Here is a 17,025-nt window from a genome sequence, read left to right as displayed (position 1 = left end):
GACGGTTGCGCAACCGTCGGCCCGCGCCTGGGCTAAGTGCCTTGGGCCGTCTCTGGGCCGTCTGAGTCGGAATCGGTGCCCTCGTATAGGCCATCTACGGCCCTGCGAGAGCGGCTCTCGCTGCTCTGCATCAGATGCGTGTAGACGCGAAGGGTGAACCCTGGGTCGGTGTGCCCCAGGTACTGGCTGAGTGCCTTGATGTTCTCGCCGGCGTCCAGCAAGACAGAGGCGTAGAAGTGCCGAAGAGCGTGCATCCCGTGTTCCCGGGCGGACTGGTGGCGGGCACCTGGTTCGGGGTGGGGGATGACTCCAGCCGCCACGAGGGCGGGTTTCCATACCCGAACGTTGAAGTCGGTTCGGCGAACTGCGCCTACGCCGCCGCTCCGGGTGAAGAGAATCTTCTTTGTGACTAGTGGTCCGTCAGGACGGAGCCATGGCAGTGATACTTCTGCGGGTGGGTGTTTCTCTATGTGGACTCTGAGTATTTGGGACACGCTGCTTGGTAGTGGAACGTCGCGTTCCTTGTTGCGCTTCGGTGGACTGAACACCAGGTGGCCGTTTGCGACTTTGATTTGATAGGCGATGCGGAGCCAGCCAGAGTCGAAGTTGACCTCATCGACCGGAAGCCCGAAGATTTCACCTTGCCGGAGTCCACATCCGGCGCCCAGGTCCACCATCGCTCTGTAACGCTCAGGGAGTGCCGTGCGGACACGGAATACGCGGTCGCTGGTCCAGGGCGCTACTCGGCCCTTTCCGCTTGCGGGCGGGCGCACCGAGCGTGCCTGACACGGGTTCTTGAGGAGGTGCCCGTCATCCACGGCCGCGCTTAGGACAGCAGAGACACTGCTGAAGATGACACGGCGGTACGACGACGCCGGAACGGCGTTCTCCAACTCGCTCAGCCAGTCTCTGATGTGAGCGGGCTGGAAGGAACCCAGCGGGCGCGACCCGAGGTAGGGGATTGCATGACGCTGGAGTTGAACGGTGACGGACGTGCGGGTTGTGATGTCGGTGGTCTGTGCAGCGAGCCACCTTTCCGTGTACTGGCGAAAAGTTGTCCGGCCTGCGGCCGGGTCCATGTACTGGCCACGCGACATGTCGGCCTCAGTCTGTGCCAGCCATTTCTCTGCGAGGCGCTTTTGTCCGTCGGGAAACGACATGCTCTTTTCAGTACGGTCGGGTCCGATGTAGCGGGCGCGATAGCGCTTGCCCGTACCGTGACGCGTGGTCTTCACGCGCTGAGGCTTCCCATTGATGATCTCGGTCTTGAACCAGCGGTCTTGAATGTGGCCGGCCATACGACGGAAGTTCCCTTCTCAGAATTGGGAAGAGTTGGTCTATCGGGGTGGGTGCTGGGTGTTCGCTCAGGCGGTGTCTGCCGCCATGCGCTCAGTAGCCCATTGGCGTACTGCGGCCGGGTCGTAGCGAAGGTGTTTACCGACGCGGAACCCAGGCGGCCCGGTGCGCTTCTTGCGCCACTGGTAGACGGTTTCCAGGGGCACGGAGAACAGCGAGGCGATGTCCTCGGGGGTGAGGTAGCGGTCTGGGAGCCCGTTGCGCAAAGTGGAAAACGGCGGTCCGGCGGTGTCGTCCGTGTCCATGAAGGGGATCCCTCTCGATGGTCGGGCTGTCCTAGTCGCGGATTTCTGCGTCACCTTCGTCATCTGCGTCACTTGCGTCTTTGACCTGCGGGTTTGTGTGACGCAGAGGTTTCGGGGTGCGTCACGTGGTGACGCAGGCTGCGTCACGGAGGTGACGCAGGTGACGCAGAGGTGACGCAGCCGGGCCGTTCTGCGTCACCTCTGTTGCGGCAGGTCAGGGGCGGGTTTGTGTCCTTGGGTGACGCAGGTGACGCAGGTTCTCTTCTCTTAGGACAAGAGAAGGGGTGTGTTGTAGTAGGCGCCACGGTTCGAAGAAGAGCACCCGCCTCCGTCTCTCCCGCGAGCTGGCGGGGCGCCCGGGGTGCTCTTCTTGCCTGTCCTCCGGCGTCAGAGGATTGACTCTTGCTGGGGTGGCGGCGGCCCCGGGGTCCGGGTCATTTCGATGTAGCGGCTCTGGTTGATGCGGCCCCAGTCGATGAGGACGCCGCGGGCGGCGAGGGTGGGTTGGAGGCGTTTGAGGCGGTCTGAGAGGACTTTGCCGGTGGTGGGCCAGCCTTTAGGTAGGGGGCGGTGGTCGTCGCCGGTGTACAGGCTGGTGAGGGTGTGGAGCCATTGGGTGGAGGTCATCCGTGTCGGGTCGCCGGGGGTGAGGTCGGCGGCGTGTTTGAGGACGGTTTGGGCGAGGAGGTCTCCTTCGATGACGTCGTCGTTGAGGTCGTCCAGGCTGGTGCGGTAGGCGTTGAGGGCTCCGAGGCCGGTGGCCGCGTCGAGTTGGGCGCACAGGTGCGCGAAGTCGGCCATGCGCAGGTCGGTGGGGATGTCGGCTTCGGCGGCGCGGACTTTGACGGTGAGGTCGAGCAGGGACCCGAGGATGGCGGGGAGGGCTTCTTCGAAGTCGCGCCACAGTTCGGCTTCGGTGCGGCGGACGGCGGGGCGTTCCAGGCGGAGCGGCAGGAGGCGTTCGGCGAGGTCGGGCCGGATGACGCCGACGTCGATTCCGGTCAGCAGCAGGGGCCGGCGGTAGCGGGCGCGGACCACGTCGCCGTCGGTGTACAGGGCGCGTTTGATGGTTTCGGCGCCGGTGACGATGCAGCACATGAGGTCGGACAGGTCGGGGGCCAGGTGGGACAGGTTGTCCAGCGCGGTGACCCATCCGGCCGCTACGGCGGCGATGAGGTTCTCTTCGTCTTTGGGGGCGCGGCGCAGGTCACCGCTCATGCCTTCGATGATTCTGACGAGCATCCGGCCGCCGGTGGATTTGCCGGCGCCTTGGGGGCCGGTGAGGAAGGGGGCGGGGACGGGCACCGATGGGCCCAGGCAGCCGATGAGCCAGGCAACAGCCAGGCATTCGGTCTCGGGGTTGGCGAAGTTGCACAGCCGCAGTAGCAGATCGATGCCTTTGCCGCCTGTGTCGGCGGCGGGCAGGGGAAGTTCGCCGGTGAGCTGGGTGCGGCGCCAGCACACCTCGCGGGGGTCGGGGGTGCGGACGTCCCAGCCGGTGGGGTGGATACGGACCGACTGCCCGTCACTGCGCCCCAGGTCCAGCCACGTCGCACCGTCGAATCCCGGTGCGACGCGGATGTGGACGGATTGGACGTCCTGGGTCACCGCCAGCGCCTCGATCAGGTCGAGCGCTTCTTTGAGGGCGGTTCCACTGAACACGCCGTGCCCGTCGTTGAACAGCCCGACCATGAGTTCCTGGCGGTGGCTGCCCGAGGTGCCCTGGGAGCGGATCGGCCGCGCCACGGGGTGGCCGTTGTGCTGGGCGAACACGGTCCCGTCGGCGGTGCGGAAGTACCGGAAGTGGGCTTGGGCGTAGTCGGTGATGACCTGGCGGGCCGGTGTCTTGTCGTCGTCGGCCATGGCTTAGAGTCCCAACCTGGTGCGGGCGTTGGTCCACGCGTCGGTGCAGTGCCGGGGGGATTCGCCCTTGGCCTGCGCGGCGGTGAACAGTCTGGTGATGTGGGTGTCGGTGAGGCAGCCGCACCGGCCGTGGGTGGACAGCACGGCCAGGAACGTGCGGTACACGGTGGTGTGGACGGCGCTTTGGGCGTCGGTGATGCGCTGTTCGGCCATGGCGATGCCGCGGTCAAGGTAGGTGGGCGTGCGGTGGGGGCACTGCCCGCCCCCGCCGGGCACGGTGACGGCGGGGCGTGCGGGTGAGACGGCGGCGGGTCTGGCGGCGGGTCTGATGGTGGCCAGCGCGCGTATGGCGGTGGGCAGGTCGGTCATGGTGCCGGTTCCGGGACCGCGCCACCGGGCGTAGGACATGAGCGACTTGATGTCGACGCCGGGCCGGACCGCGTTCACCGACTGCAAGACGCCCCGGTAGATCCAGTGCTCGCCGCGCGTCGTGGCGACGGTGCGGGTGGCGGGCAGGGCCGCGCGGGCCCAGGCGATGGCGGCCGGGTTGTCGAGGTCGACCACGGTCACCCCGGCACCGCCGGGGTGGTAGGCGACCGCTCCGGCCTGCCGCCATGCCGGGGCCCACGCGGGCGAGGTCAGGACGTGCGGGTCGAGGGTGGCCGCGGCCCACCCGTGGCAGGGGCCGGGGCACCGGCAGGGGCCCGGGACCTTCATGTTCGGGCGCCCGCCGCAAGCGCCGTTGGTGCATGCGCGGCAGTTCCCGAACGGCACCTTGGCTGCCCGCAGGGGCAGCGGCGGCACGCCGGCCGCGGCGAGGTTCAGCGCGGTGCGCAGGTGGGGCCCGTCCGGGTTGGTCATGCTGCGGTCTCCTCCTTGGGCATGGGCAGGGTGAACAGGTCGAGTTGCGGCGCGTCGGGCCGGTCGGTGCACGTCCGGGTGTGCGGGACGTCGGGGCGGGTGTGGCCGTAGAGGTCGGTGAGGCGGTTCCATACGGCGTGCTGCCAGGGTCGGCGGGTGGCGGCGCCGAGGACGGCGGCGGCCATCACCGGGGGTACGGCGTCGGCGATGCGCTGGAACCGCGCGGAGCGGGATCCGTGCCAGGGGTAGTCGGGTGGGAAGGTCTGCAACCGTCCGGCGTCGCGGTCGGTGAGGCGTCCGGCGGTGGGGCCGTGGTCGGTGCGGTACCAGGTGCGGGCGCCGTTGCCGGTCAGTGACAGGGCGGGCCGGTCGGCGGAGAACTCGTTGCCGCCGGACGTTTGGCGGTTGCCGCGGGTGTTGACCCGTACGCCGGTCGGCCAGCCGAGAGCGGCGGCCATCGACGTTGCCGGGAACGGGGTGAGCGGGTGGGGCGGCCGGTCGGTGGGGCCGGGGCCGAACCGTTGGCAGTCCCACCGGTTCCGGTAGGGCAGGCCGGTCAGGTCGGGGGCGCCGTCGCGGGTGGCGATGAGGAAGACGCGGGTGCGGCGGGTGGCGGCGCCGAAGTCGTCGGCGCGCAGGGTCAGCACGGTGCAGGCGTCCCACCGGTGCATGGCGGCCAGTTCGGCGGCCATCTCCCGCCAGATGCCGGCGACGGCGGGCACCTGTTCGGCCACCAGCCACCGCAGGCGGGGCAGGGACAGGGCGAGGTCGAGGGTTTCCAGGACCAGCGCGGTGCGCGGGTCGGTGACCTCGGCGCCGATGCCGTCCAGGAAGCAGCGCGGGCGCTGGGTGTCGGCGAGGTGTTCGACGGCGGCCAGGACGGCGCCGTAATCGGCGCGGCCCGAACGTTTGCCGCTGGCGGCGTAGGTCGGGCAGGGCGGCCCGGAGATCCAGCCCTCGGTGCCGCCGAGGCGGGCGGGGTCCAGGGCGCGCACGTCGGCTTGCACGCGGGGGTGTCCGGCCGCTCGGGCGGTGCGGCAGGCGTCGGCGTTGACCTCAAAGCCCAGGGTGGGGGCGAGACCGATCATCCGGGCGCCCTCCGACAGGCCACCGGCGCCGGCGAACCCTTCCAACACGGTCATGCGGCATCACTCCCGGTGGCTGGGAAGGCGTCGTGTTCGCCGGGGGGCGCGACGCGTGGTGTCTGCAGGTGCGACGCGTCGGGCCCACCTGGTGGTGATGCGTCGTGTTGCGCCATGGTGGGGGGCGACGCGTCGTTTAGGGCCTGGGGTGACGGGTCGGGCTGGCCGGTGTAGGCGGCCCAGGCGCGGGTGACGGCGCCGGAGCCGGGGAACAGGTCATCGAGGGTGTCACCGGGGGCGGCGCCCAGAAGGGTGAAGACCCAGCGGCAGAACGCGGCGGGTTTGGCGCCGATCACGCGGCCGGGCAGCGTGGTCATGGGTGAGACCCCGTGAACCAGGGAGTCGACCCGACGCGTCGCGTCTGTCGCCGACAGACGCGACGGGTCGGCGGGGCGCCCGCCGGCGTAGATGACCGGTTCCCAGGCGTTCAGCGGCCGGCGGGATCGGGTGGGGCGTTCGCCGCGGTGCCAGGCGGCCACCCGCACGCCGGGCGGGCACAGGGCCAGTACGGCGGGCAGCGCGGCGGCCGAGGTCGACAGCGCCCACCCGTCATAGGTCACCAGTCGGGTGATGAGGGCGGCGTGGTCGACCTCGCCGGCGTAGTCGGGGTGGCCGCGGTACAGCCATGCCTTGCCCGGATAGGGCGGGTCGGCATAGGCCAGCCGTAGCGGACGGCCATCCACGACGCCTCCCCCGATACCGGTGCCGGTGGCGGGGGCGCCGACGGTGCGGTTGAAGCGGTGCCGTGCCTGCCGGCAGCGCACCGAACAGCACACCGCATCGCGCCGCATCGTGGCGGGGATCGGCCGATCGCACCATGCGCACAGGCGTCGTGCCGTGCCGGTGGAACGCGACGCGTCGTGGGCGGCCGGAGCCGACGTTTCGCTGTGCGGCCGGGTCATGCGGCATCGCTCCCGGCGGGCCGGTGCGTGGTCCAGCGGTGGCCGCATCCGCAGCGCCACCGGCCGGCGGCGTGGGAGTTGGCGGCGTGGGAGTTGGCGGCGGGGTGGACGGTGGCGTGACCGCGGCAGTTGGGGCAGTCGGTGCGGGGGTTGATCGCGTTGAGGAGGTTCGCGAACGCGGTGCGGGTGAGGTTGAGGGTCGGTCCGGTCGGGTCGGCCTGGTCTCGGATGGCGACGCCGGCGGGGGCGGGGGCGAGCGCGATGCAGGTGTTGGAGGCGCCGCAGTGGGACGAGACTCGCCAGCGGTCCGGGGCGGTCGGTGGTGTGGTTCGGTCGTTGCGCCGGTGCGGCATGGGGTCCTCCCGTTCGGGGTTTTGGGCATGGGTCGGAGCGGCCCCGCGGGCGCGGCGGGCCGGGTGTTGGGGGGGTGAGGTGACCGGCGGGCGGGTTAGTTTTCTCACCCGCGCCCCGGCCGCCCCTCACTTGGCCGCTGAGCTGCGGAAAGTTAGGTGGGTTAGCCGGGTTAGGAGGGTTAGACGGCCGCCCCTGACCGGGCCCCTGGGAGGGATTTTGAGGGGGTGGCGGCCGCCTAACTCACTCGTCGTCGTCCAGGTCGGCGGTGGCCTTCTGTGCGATGACGTGGCGGAGGTCGGCGGGGTCGAGGCGGGGGACGTTGCCCTTGTTGGTGGTCTTGACCCCCAGCTCGGTGAGCCGCTCGCGGAGCTGCGCGCCGGTGAGGGCGAGGTAGGGGCCCCAGGCGGGGGCCAGGTCGCGCAGCAGCGCGGGTACGTCGGCCAGCCGGACGCGTTCGGTGCCGAGAACCTTGTCGAGGTCGTCCAGCAGGTCACGGTTGTCGACCGTGGTGGGCTCGGTGGTGGCCTGCACGGGGGTGGCCGGGTTGACCTGGGCCATGGCGCGGGCGATGACGTCGGCGGCGGCGTCGTATCCGGTGTCGTCGTCGACTTCGACGAAGTACCAGCGCAGCAGCTCAAACGGCGCGTCGGACACCCCGGTGATCAGGGAGGTGCCGCGGTCGCGGCCGGGCCGCAGCTCGGTCGCGCGGATCCCGGCGGCGAACGACCCGTCGCCCAGGAACCCGTCGTTGGACCGCCAGGTCTTGACGTAGAAGCACGCGTTCACGCTGACCAGCTCCACCAGCTTGGGCGGGATGGCCTCCTTGCGGGAGGACTGGGTGTCGAACATGAGTGTGATCGCGGTCTTGCGGGCGCGTTTGGCGGTCTTGGTGGCCAGCTCGGCGGCCTGGTCCCCGTACTGGGGGTGTCCGAACAGCTCGTGGCATTCGGAGAACAGCGCCACGATCGGGCGCAGGTCGCCGTGCTGTTCGGCCAGGCCGCGGGTGACCTTCTTGGCGCCCAGCTCGGCGAGGCGGTTCTCGCGGCGGCCGACCTCGGCGTACAGCTCGTGCAGCCGGGCCAGCGCGGCAGCGGCGGTCTCGTCGTCCACACCCTTGTGGTAGCGGGCCAGGCGGGGGGCGTAGGAGTCGAAGTCGCCGTTGTTGGCGAACACGAACACATCCAGCTCCGCCAGGGGGTCCAGCGCCGCACCGAGCATCACGACGCGGCAGGCGTTGGACTTGCCCTGCCCCATCTGCCCGCCGGCCACCACGTTGTTGGCCACCACCGGCACGACGATGGCGTCCCCGCGCGGCGACACCCCGGCCGGGACGCCGGTGAACACGTCCGCGGTGCCCTCGTGCAGCAGCGGGTACTCGGGGGCGTTGCGGGACAGCGCGCCCGCGTCGGCCACCCACAGATCGACCGATCCGGCCTTGCCGGTCCCGGTCTTGTCGGCGTCGGCGGGCCACACCTCGATCTCGGTGCGGTGCAGGTTGCGGGCCAGCACCGGCCGCAGGTCGGCGACCATTTCGGCGGTCACCCCCAGCGGGAGGGTGAACACCGCGTGGTAGCCCTGCCCGTCGCGGACGGGCGCCGGGTCGAAGGTCGGCACCCACCCGTCCTTGAACGCCTTCTTCAGTTCGGGGATCTTCAGGTGCTGCAACGCCAGCACGATGGTGTCGGCGGTGACCACCGTGTGGGTGTCGGCGCCCTCGGCGGCGGGTGCGGCCAGCCAGCCGGGCACGCCGGTGCCGCGGCGCCGGCCCTCGTTCCACAGCCATGCCGCCGCCGCCCACGGCGCCGCCGCCATGGCGGGGCCCCACGCGGTTTCCACCGCGACGACCGCGCCGTGCACGACGGCGGCGGCGCCCATCAGCGGGGCCCCGACCTGGGACGGGTCGTCCTCGGACACCGCCATCGCCACACCCAGCCCCAGCAGCGCCCCCAGTCCGGTACCGACGCTGACGGCGGCGGTCTTGACGAACTGGACAGGGTTGGTGATCCAGTCCATCACCCGCTGGTGACGGCGCTGGCGGGCCTGTTCGGCGCGCTGCTCCCACTCGGCGACCGCTTCGAAGTCGCCGGCGGCCTCAGCGGCGCGCATCATCCGCTCGTAGCGGGAGTTGGTCTTGGCCTCCCACACCCGCCGGGCCACCACACCCGCCCCGACCGGCACATACCAGACGTTGCGGGCCACGAACCGGGTCCGGTCGTCGGCGGCCAGCCGCCGCACCGCACGCGCCGCCCACACCGCATCGGAGCGGTAGCCGCGCCACCGCGCGAACGCCTGCTCACGCTGGCCGAACATCCGCGCGTACTCGGCGGCGGTCAGCACCCGCCCCGACACCGCCTCGACTTCCTCTGCCTGTCCGGACTTCCCGGACTTGTGGGGCTGTTCGCGGTGGTCAACGGGCAGCCGCACCACGGTGGCAAGCTCGCTGGCCTTGCTGGTGTCGCCCATTATTCGGTCTCCTCACTTGCGTCGATGGCCGTAGGCGCGGCCGTGTTCAACTGGCGGTGCCGGTGGGCCTGGCGGGTCTCCTGGCTCGCCCACACACCGGCGACCCCGGCCGCCAGCAGCACGAACCACCACGACACCGCCACACCCAGGCCCAGCGGCACGCCCACACCGGCCAGTTCCACCACGTGCCAGCGCACCCACACCACCAGCGGGTCGGCCGCCTCCTCCTCCCACCGCACGGGGGAGGAGGAGGCGCCGAAGCTCGGCGGCGGGCCGGCGCGCCCCGGCTTCCCCCGGTGCTGCGGCTCACTCATCCCGGCCACCACCCCCGCGCAACTCGTCGCGGACGCGGCGGGCGGTGTCCATCCCGCACCGCAGGGCTTGGCGCAGGGCGTTGGCCGATGGTGCGGCGGGCAGGTCGCCCGAGGCGATCAGCAGCCGGGCCCGGTCGGTCAGCGCGGCCACGTCAACCCGCTCCACGCCGCCGCCCGAGCCACTGCCCGGGGGGTTACCGGCGGGCCGGTCGGCACCGGTGTCCGCGCTGTACGCGGGGGCAGTAAGGGGCCCGGTAACCCCCGCCCCGGCCGGGCGGTGGTCCAGGCGGGCGAACGCCTCCAGGATGATCGGCAGCGCGGTCACCACCGCCACCGCGACGATCGGCCCGAGGATGTGCAGCACCAGCCGGGACAACTCGAAGGTGTCGGCGACGCCGGGCAGGTACGGCCAGGCGTTCATGGTCAGCGTCAGGCCCAGGAACCCGTACTCGATCCGGTCGAGCTTTTCGGACTTGATCGGCTGCCCGCGGGTGCCCAGGTACGCCTTGGCGCCCACCACGGTCAGCAGCGCCAGCGACATGAACGGCTCAACCAGCCACGCGAACACCCACGGCGGTGACCAGTCCTTGGCGTCGCCGGCGGCGAACGCCTGCACACCGGCGGTTGACCAGGCCAGCGCCAGCGTCAGCGCCACCATGCCCGCGGCCACCAGCAGCCTGCGCATCCGCGCGGCCTGCCATGCCCGCATCGCCGGGTCCTGCCCGAGCTTGTGCAGCCGGGCCGCCTCGTGCGCCTTGCGGCGCCGCTTGCGGACCCTGCCCGAGTCCAGCAGAAGCGGGGTGTCGTCGTCCTGCAACTCGGCCAGGTGGTGCGCTTCGGCGACCTGGCCCGCCAGCTTGCGGACACGCCGGGTCTGGCCCGCAGGTTCCTCAACCGGCACCGGCCGCTGCTGTTCGGGCTGCTGCTGTTCGGGGTGCCGCTGGTTGGGGCGCTGGGCGGCCAGGTACGCCTCCAGGGCGTTGATGCCCTGGCCGACCTCGTCGGGGTCGGGTGTCGAAGCTTGAGCGGTCATCATCTACCTCCTTTCGTGGGCCAGCGGCCCGGACGCCCCCGCGACCGACGTCAGCGCGTCGGTGGCCAGTTCGGCGACACCATCGACGGCGGCGGCGATGACCACCGCCGCCAGGGACACCAGCCGCAGCGCGGCCACCGCCAGTACCAGCAGCAGCGCCGCCGCCAGCGGCAGCACACCCGTGCGCCGCATCATCTGTGCGGTGCTCATCACGGGGGCTCCTTTCGGTCAGGCGCGGTCGATTTCCCACCGGTCCGCGCAGGTCAGGCAGGCCCCGATGCGTTGGGGCAGGACGTAGCCCACATCGCGGCGGCAGCGGGGGCAGGTGCGCCGCGCGGCCAGGGCTTTGGCCAGCGCCTCCAGTTGGGCGGGGGTGGCGGGGCGGCGGGGCTTGGCCCGGCGCACGTCGTACAGGAACGCGGCACGGATCCATCCGTTGCGGGCGGCCTGCCGTGAACGCCACAGGATCTGGCCCGCCACCGGCTGCCCACCCGGGCACAGCCCGCGCTCGCGGAGCTGTGCCCGGGTGAGCAGGTGCGCGGGCGCCATGCCCCACGACCACGTCGGGATACCGAAGCGGTCCCCGGCCGGGTCCATGAACACCACGCTCGCGGCGGCCGGCATCACCTACCGCCCGGGACCGTCGATGAACCGGGGACCGCCGATGAGCCCAAGCGGCGTGACCCGCCGCTCGCACTTAGAGCATCGGACACTGGTCATGGTCGCCTTCACCGGCGCCTTGCAGCACGCCGAGATCTGCGCGGCCATGTCAGTGGCTCTCCCGGCAGCGCGCGGCCTGAGCCGGGGTGTCGTAGGCGGTCCCACAGGTGGGGCACTCGTTCCACGAACTCATCGCGCGCCCCCCTGTGGGTCGAGGGCGGCCAGCACCGGCGCCATCCGGGCGTCCAGCAGCGCGGCCAGCCGCTTCACCGACGCCTTGGCGTCGTCTGCGGTCAGCGCCTGGGGCGCGTCCTGGGGGACGTGCAGCTCACCGGCGTCGATGTGGAACAGCAGCAGGGCACTGGTCAGCAGCGCCGGGCGGTACGACACCGCGTGGTCGGCGGGGGTGTGGTAGCCGCGGTTCCAGCGGTCGCCCCGGTCCCAGTCGCCGAACCCCCGCACCGCGGCCAGCACATCCGGGCGGGGAACGGCGACCTGCGCGCGGGTGATCAGCGCGGGGGCGTGCTCGCTGTGGGTGAAGGTGACCGACTGGAGGCGTTCGGCCGTCCAGTCCAGATAGGGCGGCGCCATGATCGGCGAGGTGGCCACCCGCCACGCGGCGGCCGTGAACGCGGCCGGGTCGGCGGTCACCGCGCCGTCCTCGTCGGATGCGAACAGCTTGGGGTAGCGGCGCAGGTACACCCCGAACCGGCTGACACCGTCGGAGGCGCGGTCACGGTCGTCACGGTCGTTGAAGACGAAAATCATGCCGGTCACTTCTTCTTGCCGGTCTTGGCGTCGTAGGCGTCCCGGACGGACTTGGGCTCACCGTTGGGCCACGTCGAGGACTTGCCCTTGGTCGGGTTGTCGGCCATCGTGGGGAGTTCCTTCCTTGAGTTCCTTGAGGAGGAGCCCCGGGACGCCAGTGCTTGGAAGTTCGGGCGTCCCGGGGTCGCACAGGGGGTCAGCGCGCGGGCATCATGTGGTGGCCCTGGCCGCGGCAGGCGCGGCAGTCCGACCGGGCCTCGCCGGGGATCCGGGACCGGGACGGCTTGGCGACCCGCTCGTCCCCGGTGCCCTTGCAGGACGTGCAGGTGGTCTTGATCAGCGTCGGCTTGCCCATGGGATGTGTCTCCTCGGTGTTGTTCGGTGGAACGGGTCGGGTGTCGTGGGCGCCCGCAGCGGGCGCGGCGGTCTGGGCGGGCGCCTCGGGCGCGGTGGGGGCGGTAGGGTGAGCGGCCGGACGCAACGTCGGTCGCCGGTCGGTCGCCGGTCAGCCGTCCAGGGCCCGGGTGAGCATGTCGACGTGCGCGGCGAACACCCGCCCGCCGTAGACCTCGGCCAGCACGGCGGTAAGGACGCTGTAGGAGGAGGCGGGCACCCACTCGGCGCGGCGGGCGTCATCGGCGCCGGCCACCGGCGGGAAGTTCAGGCGGTCGAAGCGTCCCAGGTCGGCCGTGCACAGCACGGTGACCATCCACGCCTCATCCGAGGCGCGGGGGTCGGGCACGTACCGCGGCGCCGTCGCCGTCCAGTGCGCGGACGCAACCGCCAGGCCGGTCTCTTCCTCCAGCTCGCGGACCGCGGCGGCGGTGGGGGTCTCGCCGGGGTCGAGGTGTCCGCCGGGCAGTGCCCAGCCGTGCCCGTCCGAGCGTTCCACCATGAGGATCCAGCGGCGGCCGGACGGGTCGGACAGCGACACCAGCGCGTCGGCGGCCAGCGCCTCGCCCCAGTGCCCCAGCTCGTTGCGGCCGTAGCGGACGGGCGTGCGCTCGCACGGGTTGACCGGGCGCCCGCCGATCACCTCGAAGGGAATCGCCGCGGCGTGCTGCCGGGTGGTCCAGTCGATTCGGGCCGGGTCGGTCTCGGGGTCGGCCCATCCCTGGGCGACGCCGGTTGTCAGTACGTCGGGGTGGGTGTAGGTCACGCTGTTCATGGGGCGGTTCGGTCCTTCCCGCCGGGCGGGGGCGTCGAGGGTGATGTCGAGGTAGAGCGAGACCAGCGCCGAGTTCCCACGGCGCGGGTAGGGCCGGGAGGTCTCCAGCACGATCAGCACGCCGGCGATGCGGGCGGCGGCGGTGACTTCGGCGGGCAGGCCGGTCAGCCGGATCTTCACTGGACGCCTCCCATCAGCAGCACCGCGCCGGCGAGCACGAGGAACACCAGCGCGATCAGCAGATGGATTCGGGCGTGCGGGTCCCGCGCGACGCCGCGGGCGCCGGTGATCAGCGCACTCGGGCGGACCATTCACGCCACCCCCACAGAGGCCAGCAGCGCCGCAACGAACAGCCACCCCACGTGCCAGGACTGATCAAGGGCATAAGCGCCCGTGCCGACCGGGGCGGCGGCGCCGTCACCGAGCCGGGCGAACTCGCCCTTCCCGGCCACCAGCGTGCGGCCCAGCCAGTCGGCCAGCGCCAGCAGCGTCGAACGCCGGTCGGCCCAGTAGTGCGACACCGCGTCCACCACCAGCGCCACCGCCACCGCGCAGGGGTTCACCGGCAAGCCCAGCACCACGGCGGCGAGGATGAGCGCGGCGGCCTTCACCGCGGTCAGCACGGCCACATGCCGCGCGCACAGCACCCGGCCGACCCACCCCGCCGCGCCCTTGCCGGACGCCTGCCCGTGCGTCTGCAACCAGTGATCCCCCACCTCGTGCGCGGCGTACAGCGCGGCGAACACCGCGGGGAACACCACCGGATCGGCGCCGAACATCTCAGGCCACCTCGTCAAGGTCGAGGCCGGCGAGCGCGTCCAGTTGGGCGACGGTGAGACCGGCCCACACCCCGTGCGTGGGGCGGATCCGCATCGCCAGCTCAAAGCACGCGTAACGCAGCGGGCACGCCTGGCACACCTCGGCGGCCACCAGTTCGCGGGCCGCGCGCTCGGCCGGCGACTCCGCGCCGTCCGGGCCGGTGTGCAGGTCGGGGTCAAACCGGCACTGAGCACCGGCGACGGGCCTGCCCCGCAGGTCCAGCGCGCCCAACTCCACCGCGCCCAGGGCCACGGACGCGGGCGCCGACGCGGGCGCCGTGATCGGCTTCTCCAGGGGCGGCGCGGTCATCCCAGCGCCCCCGCGAACCGGCCGACCGCGTCGAAGAACTGGTTGATCAGCGACGCGGCCTTCTCGGGGTTCTGGAAGGCGAACACCGCGATCACCAGACCAGCGATCCAGGGTCCGAACTTGCCCTTCTGAGGAATCACAGCGGGATCTCCTTTGCTTCGTCAGCGCTTCGTTCGGCCGGCGGACGGTCGCCCGCGGCCGGGGATCTGAGGGAGTGGAATGAGCGGGAGAGGTGCGTCGTCCCCGCCGCGCAGCACGGCGGGGACGACGCTCAGTCGGAGCCGCCCCGGTCTTCGGCCAGGGCGTTCATGCACAGAGATCTCGTCTTCGGGAGCGCGCTCCCGTGTCAGGCGGAGACGTGACCTTCACGTCTCTGGCCCTCCGGTTGACCAGGGGTCCGGGTCCCTCGGCCCCATCTGTCCGGGGCCCCTTGTCGTGCTTTGGTGCGCACCAATCTAGATTTGGTTCGCACCACTGTCAAGGAGTTTGCGGGACTGGTTCGAGACCCGCTGTGTCGGTTGGTCGCTGTAGATACAGAAAACCTGGCGATGACCTGCGTAAACAGTTGGCAGGGGTTAACTAGGGGCGGTTAACCCCTGTTGCCTCCGGTCTCGTCTGAGGCATCCTCAAGGTCAGGAGACGGACAGGTGGTTGGAGTTGAACCCCAATGCCCCTTGGTCTGAAGCAGGCAAGAGCTGCGCGCGGGTGGTCGCAAAGCCGTCTGCGCGGCGAGATTGAGCGCTACGTGGTGAGTCATCCCCAGATCACCGTCGCCAGCTCGGCAAGCCTGAAGGTCTACATCTCAGACTGGGAAAACGGCCGGCGTCCGATTGCCGAGCCGTACACGACGATCCTCCGCGCCCTCCTGGGGTGGACCAGTGAAGAACTAATTCAGGAGATCGCGCCCCAAGAAGCGGATGGCTATGACGAGCTAATCCGGCAGATCGACACGGCGCATGCAGTGAGCAGGTCCATGGTGGACACCCTCACTAGCCAAACGGAGCTATTACGCACTCAAGACCGGATGGTTGGTGCAATCAGCATCGTCGATCAGATGAATGCCCATCTTGGCACCCTGCAAGAGGCGTTGACATTCGCGGTCCTTCCGGACGCCCGACGGCCAGTCGCAAGAGAACTCGCGGGCGCGGCTACACTTGCGGCCTGGCAGGCGCTCGACGTGGGCGCGGCCGATCGGGCTTGGCGGCATTACGAGATGGGCAAGCAAGCCGCCAAGGAAGCAGATGACGTCCTCTATCTCGCCCATGCGATGGGAGAACAGGCGTTCGTCTTGGCGGATGCTGGCCGTCCCGAGCTTGCCGTGGATCTAGTGACTGAAGCTTTTCGCCTTGGCGGTTCCCGACTCTCGGCCAAACTTCGCGCTTGGCTCCTAAGTGCTGAGGCTGAATTGCGCGCTCTCTCTCGTGATCCAACAGGAGCGCGCTGCGCGCTGGAGAAGGCAGCACAGTCGATGCCGGATACGGCTGATCCTCGCGACGAAGCTGTGGCCAGTATCTTCTTGAACGTTGAACATTTCGACCGGTGGACCGGACATACGCTGGTGTTGCTGGGGGATGAAGCAGCGATCTCCACTCAGTATGGCGTCCTAGAGTCGCTGGACCCGACTTTTGTTCGAGCACGCGCAGGGCTGCATTGCGACCTTGCCGAAGCGCATCTAGTACGTAGCGAGTACGCAGATGCGGCACGGCAGGTTCGCGAGGCGAAGCTCCTGGCTAATCGGACAGGTTCCGTGCGCTATCGGAGGCGAATTGCCCGGCTTGGCGAGGCTGTGAAATAATCCCTCAGTCGCCGAAAGCAAGTACGTGCAGCAGGGCAACTAGAGTTCCAGAGCCCATCAGTTCGTCCTTTTTAAGGAGACGGTGAATTTCGGTGAGGGGAATCCAGGCGACGGTGCCAGATTCTTCGATGTCGGTTGGATTGCCTACGTGGCTGGCTCCGCGACCAATGAAGATCTCGTGTGGTGAGTCAACCATTCCAACCATCGGTTCATATGTGATGACGTGCTCAAGGGAGCGCGGGCGCCATCCGGTTTCTTCTTCGACTTCGCGGAGTGCTGCTTGCTGCGAGCTCTCCCCTTCATCGACGATTCCGCCGGGCAGCTCCCATCCCCAGCGGCGAGGTGTAAAGCGGTAGCGCCACAGCATCAAGACGCGGTTCCGCTCATCGATTACTGCGGCAATAGCGACCCGCTGTAGGTGCACAACGTGATGTTCGAAACGCTCCATGCCAGGCGGTTCGACGTCCATCAGGCCGAGACGAACCCACCGGTTGTCGTAGACCGTCCGCTCGCCGTGGATTTTCCATGGCTTAAGCGCGCGTCCTTGGGTGGCACGTTCGTAGGTGTCCGCTACGTAGTAGCCGCTGCCGTGGGTAACTCGCAGCGTCCCATCGGCTACCAGTTTCGCGAGCACCTGTCGCACGGTCGTACGGCCGGCACCGAACTCCTGCGCCATAGACCGTTCTGCGGGCAGTCGTGCTCCCGGCTGTAGCTCACCTGATGCGATCCATCCACGAATCGCCTGCTCGACTCCAGTAGCGACCTCACCCATCAGGCGGCAGCCCTTCATTCGTGAACCTGTGTCTCTATGTTAAGGCGATGAGCAGTGGCGCGCCGCCTGTCCACCCCGGGCCGTCTGTGGGCCGTCAGAGGGTGCCCCTGGACGACCAACAACGACCGGTGACGACCGCTCCCCCGCTGATCACGGCTACCCCGGATCACGATGACCAAGGCAGCTTCCTTGAAGCATCAG

The 17,025-nt window shown here is 70.1% G+C and carries 21 protein-coding genes; 1 reads left to right on the top strand and 20 read right to left on the bottom strand.

Annotated features, from left to right (window positions below; translation table 11 throughout):
* Positions 1 to 32: 32 nt before the first annotated feature.
* The 19 genes from AF1_RS27760 to AF1_RS34865 form a co-directional block, all read right to left on the bottom strand.
* The gene (locus tag AF1_RS27760) at positions 33 to 1,298 is read right to left on the bottom strand and encodes a tyrosine-type recombinase/integrase (protein WP_067805691.1); all 1,266 of its coding nucleotides are present in this window, start codon (positions 1,296 to 1,298) and stop codon (positions 33 to 35) included.
* 66 nt (positions 1,299 to 1,364) lie between these two features.
* Complete coding sequence (locus tag AF1_RS27755) at positions 1,365 to 1,601, bottom strand: helix-turn-helix domain-containing protein (RefSeq protein ID WP_067805690.1); 237 nt, start codon at positions 1,599 to 1,601, stop codon at positions 1,365 to 1,367.
* A 387-nt stretch (positions 1,602 to 1,988) separates the two neighbouring features.
* Entirely contained in the window at positions 1,989 to 3,464 is a 1,476-nt protein-coding gene (locus AF1_RS27750) for an ATP-binding protein (RefSeq protein ID WP_067805689.1), read from the bottom strand.
* A 3-nt stretch (positions 3,465 to 3,467) separates the two neighbouring features.
* Positions 3,468 to 4,325 (bottom strand): bifunctional DNA primase/polymerase, encoded by an 858-nt coding sequence (locus AF1_RS27745; protein ID WP_067805687.1) that lies wholly within the window; start codon positions 4,323 to 4,325, stop codon positions 3,468 to 3,470.
* A complete protein-coding gene (locus AF1_RS36885) occupies positions 4,322 to 5,467 on the bottom strand; it encodes a DNA cytosine methyltransferase (protein WP_067805685.1) in 1,146 nt (381 codons plus the stop codon). The genes AF1_RS27745 and AF1_RS36885 overlap by 4 nt, the downstream gene beginning before the upstream one ends.
* Entirely contained in the window at positions 5,464 to 6,369 is a 906-nt protein-coding gene (locus tag AF1_RS34880; RefSeq protein WP_157419321.1) for a hypothetical protein, read from the bottom strand. The genes AF1_RS36885 and AF1_RS34880 overlap by 4 nt, the downstream gene beginning before the upstream one ends.
* Positions 6,366 to 6,722 (bottom strand): DUF397 domain-containing protein, encoded by a 357-nt coding sequence (locus tag AF1_RS34875; RefSeq protein WP_067805678.1) that lies wholly within the window; start codon positions 6,720 to 6,722, stop codon positions 6,366 to 6,368. Before AF1_RS34875 ends, AF1_RS34880 begins: the two co-directional genes overlap by 4 nt.
* A 241-nt stretch (positions 6,723 to 6,963) precedes the next feature.
* Entirely contained in the window at positions 6,964 to 9,186 is a 2,223-nt protein-coding gene (locus tag AF1_RS27725; RefSeq protein ID WP_067805675.1) for a hypothetical protein, read from the bottom strand.
* Complete coding sequence (locus tag AF1_RS27720; protein WP_131732715.1) at positions 9,186 to 9,500, bottom strand: hypothetical protein; 315 nt, start codon at positions 9,498 to 9,500, stop codon at positions 9,186 to 9,188. The genes AF1_RS27725 and AF1_RS27720 overlap by 1 nt, the downstream gene beginning before the upstream one ends.
* Complete coding sequence (locus AF1_RS27715; protein ID WP_131732714.1) at positions 9,493 to 10,533, bottom strand: conjugal transfer protein TraI; 1,041 nt, start codon at positions 10,531 to 10,533, stop codon at positions 9,493 to 9,495. Before AF1_RS27715 ends, AF1_RS27720 begins: the two co-directional genes overlap by 8 nt.
* Positions 10,534 to 10,536: 3 nt before the next feature.
* Positions 10,537 to 10,743 (bottom strand): hypothetical protein, encoded by a 207-nt coding sequence (locus AF1_RS27710; protein ID WP_067805665.1) that lies wholly within the window; start codon positions 10,741 to 10,743, stop codon positions 10,537 to 10,539.
* Positions 10,744 to 10,761: 18 nt separating this feature from the next.
* A complete protein-coding gene (locus AF1_RS27705) occupies positions 10,762 to 11,157 on the bottom strand; it encodes an RRQRL motif-containing zinc-binding protein (protein ID WP_067805661.1) in 396 nt (131 codons plus the stop codon).
* Between the two features lie 225 nt (positions 11,158 to 11,382).
* Entirely contained in the window at positions 11,383 to 11,970 is a 588-nt protein-coding gene (locus AF1_RS27700) for a hypothetical protein (RefSeq protein WP_067805659.1), read from the bottom strand.
* A gap of 187 nt (positions 11,971 to 12,157) precedes the next feature.
* Complete coding sequence (locus AF1_RS34870) at positions 12,158 to 12,316, bottom strand: hypothetical protein (RefSeq protein ID WP_157419316.1); 159 nt, start codon at positions 12,314 to 12,316, stop codon at positions 12,158 to 12,160.
* A 150-nt stretch (positions 12,317 to 12,466) separates the two neighbouring features.
* Complete coding sequence (locus AF1_RS27695; protein WP_242608869.1) at positions 12,467 to 13,309, bottom strand: NUDIX hydrolase; 843 nt, start codon at positions 13,307 to 13,309, stop codon at positions 12,467 to 12,469.
* On the bottom strand, positions 13,306 to 13,440 hold the full coding sequence (locus AF1_RS36670) for a hypothetical protein (RefSeq protein WP_255218845.1): 135 nt from the start codon (positions 13,438 to 13,440) through the stop codon (positions 13,306 to 13,308). Before AF1_RS36670 ends, AF1_RS27695 begins: the two co-directional genes overlap by 4 nt.
* Positions 13,441 to 13,908 (bottom strand): DUF3307 domain-containing protein, encoded by a 468-nt coding sequence (locus tag AF1_RS27690; protein WP_067805656.1) that lies wholly within the window; start codon positions 13,906 to 13,908, stop codon positions 13,441 to 13,443.
* A 1-nt stretch (position 13,909) separates the two neighbouring features.
* Positions 13,910 to 14,257 (bottom strand): WhiB family transcriptional regulator, encoded by a 348-nt coding sequence (locus tag AF1_RS27685; RefSeq protein WP_067805654.1) that lies wholly within the window; start codon positions 14,255 to 14,257, stop codon positions 13,910 to 13,912.
* The gene (locus tag AF1_RS34865; protein ID WP_157419314.1) at positions 14,254 to 14,397 is read right to left on the bottom strand and encodes a hypothetical protein; all 144 of its coding nucleotides are present in this window, start codon (positions 14,395 to 14,397) and stop codon (positions 14,254 to 14,256) included. Before AF1_RS34865 ends, AF1_RS27685 begins: the two co-directional genes overlap by 4 nt.
* Positions 14,398 to 14,924: 527 nt before the next feature.
* On the opposite strand from AF1_RS34865, the gene AF1_RS33795 reads away from it, so the two are divergent.
* Entirely contained in the window at positions 14,925 to 16,052 is a 1,128-nt protein-coding gene (locus tag AF1_RS33795; RefSeq protein ID WP_084263408.1) for a regulator, read from the top strand.
* 4 nt (positions 16,053 to 16,056) lie between these two features.
* On the opposite strand, the gene AF1_RS33790 is transcribed toward AF1_RS33795, so the two are convergent.
* On the bottom strand, positions 16,057 to 16,824 hold the full coding sequence (locus tag AF1_RS33790; protein ID WP_084263409.1) for an NUDIX domain-containing protein: 768 nt from the start codon (positions 16,822 to 16,824) through the stop codon (positions 16,057 to 16,059).
* Positions 16,825 to 17,025 lie beyond the last annotated feature (201 nt).

Origin of the sequence: Actinomadura formosensis NBRC 14204 (assembly GCF_001552155.1) — a bacterium.
In the GTDB taxonomy this organism is placed as follows: domain Bacteria; phylum Actinomycetota; class Actinomycetes; order Streptosporangiales; family Streptosporangiaceae; genus Spirillospora; species Spirillospora formosensis.
This window is presented reverse-complemented; position numbering and strand designations above follow the sequence as displayed.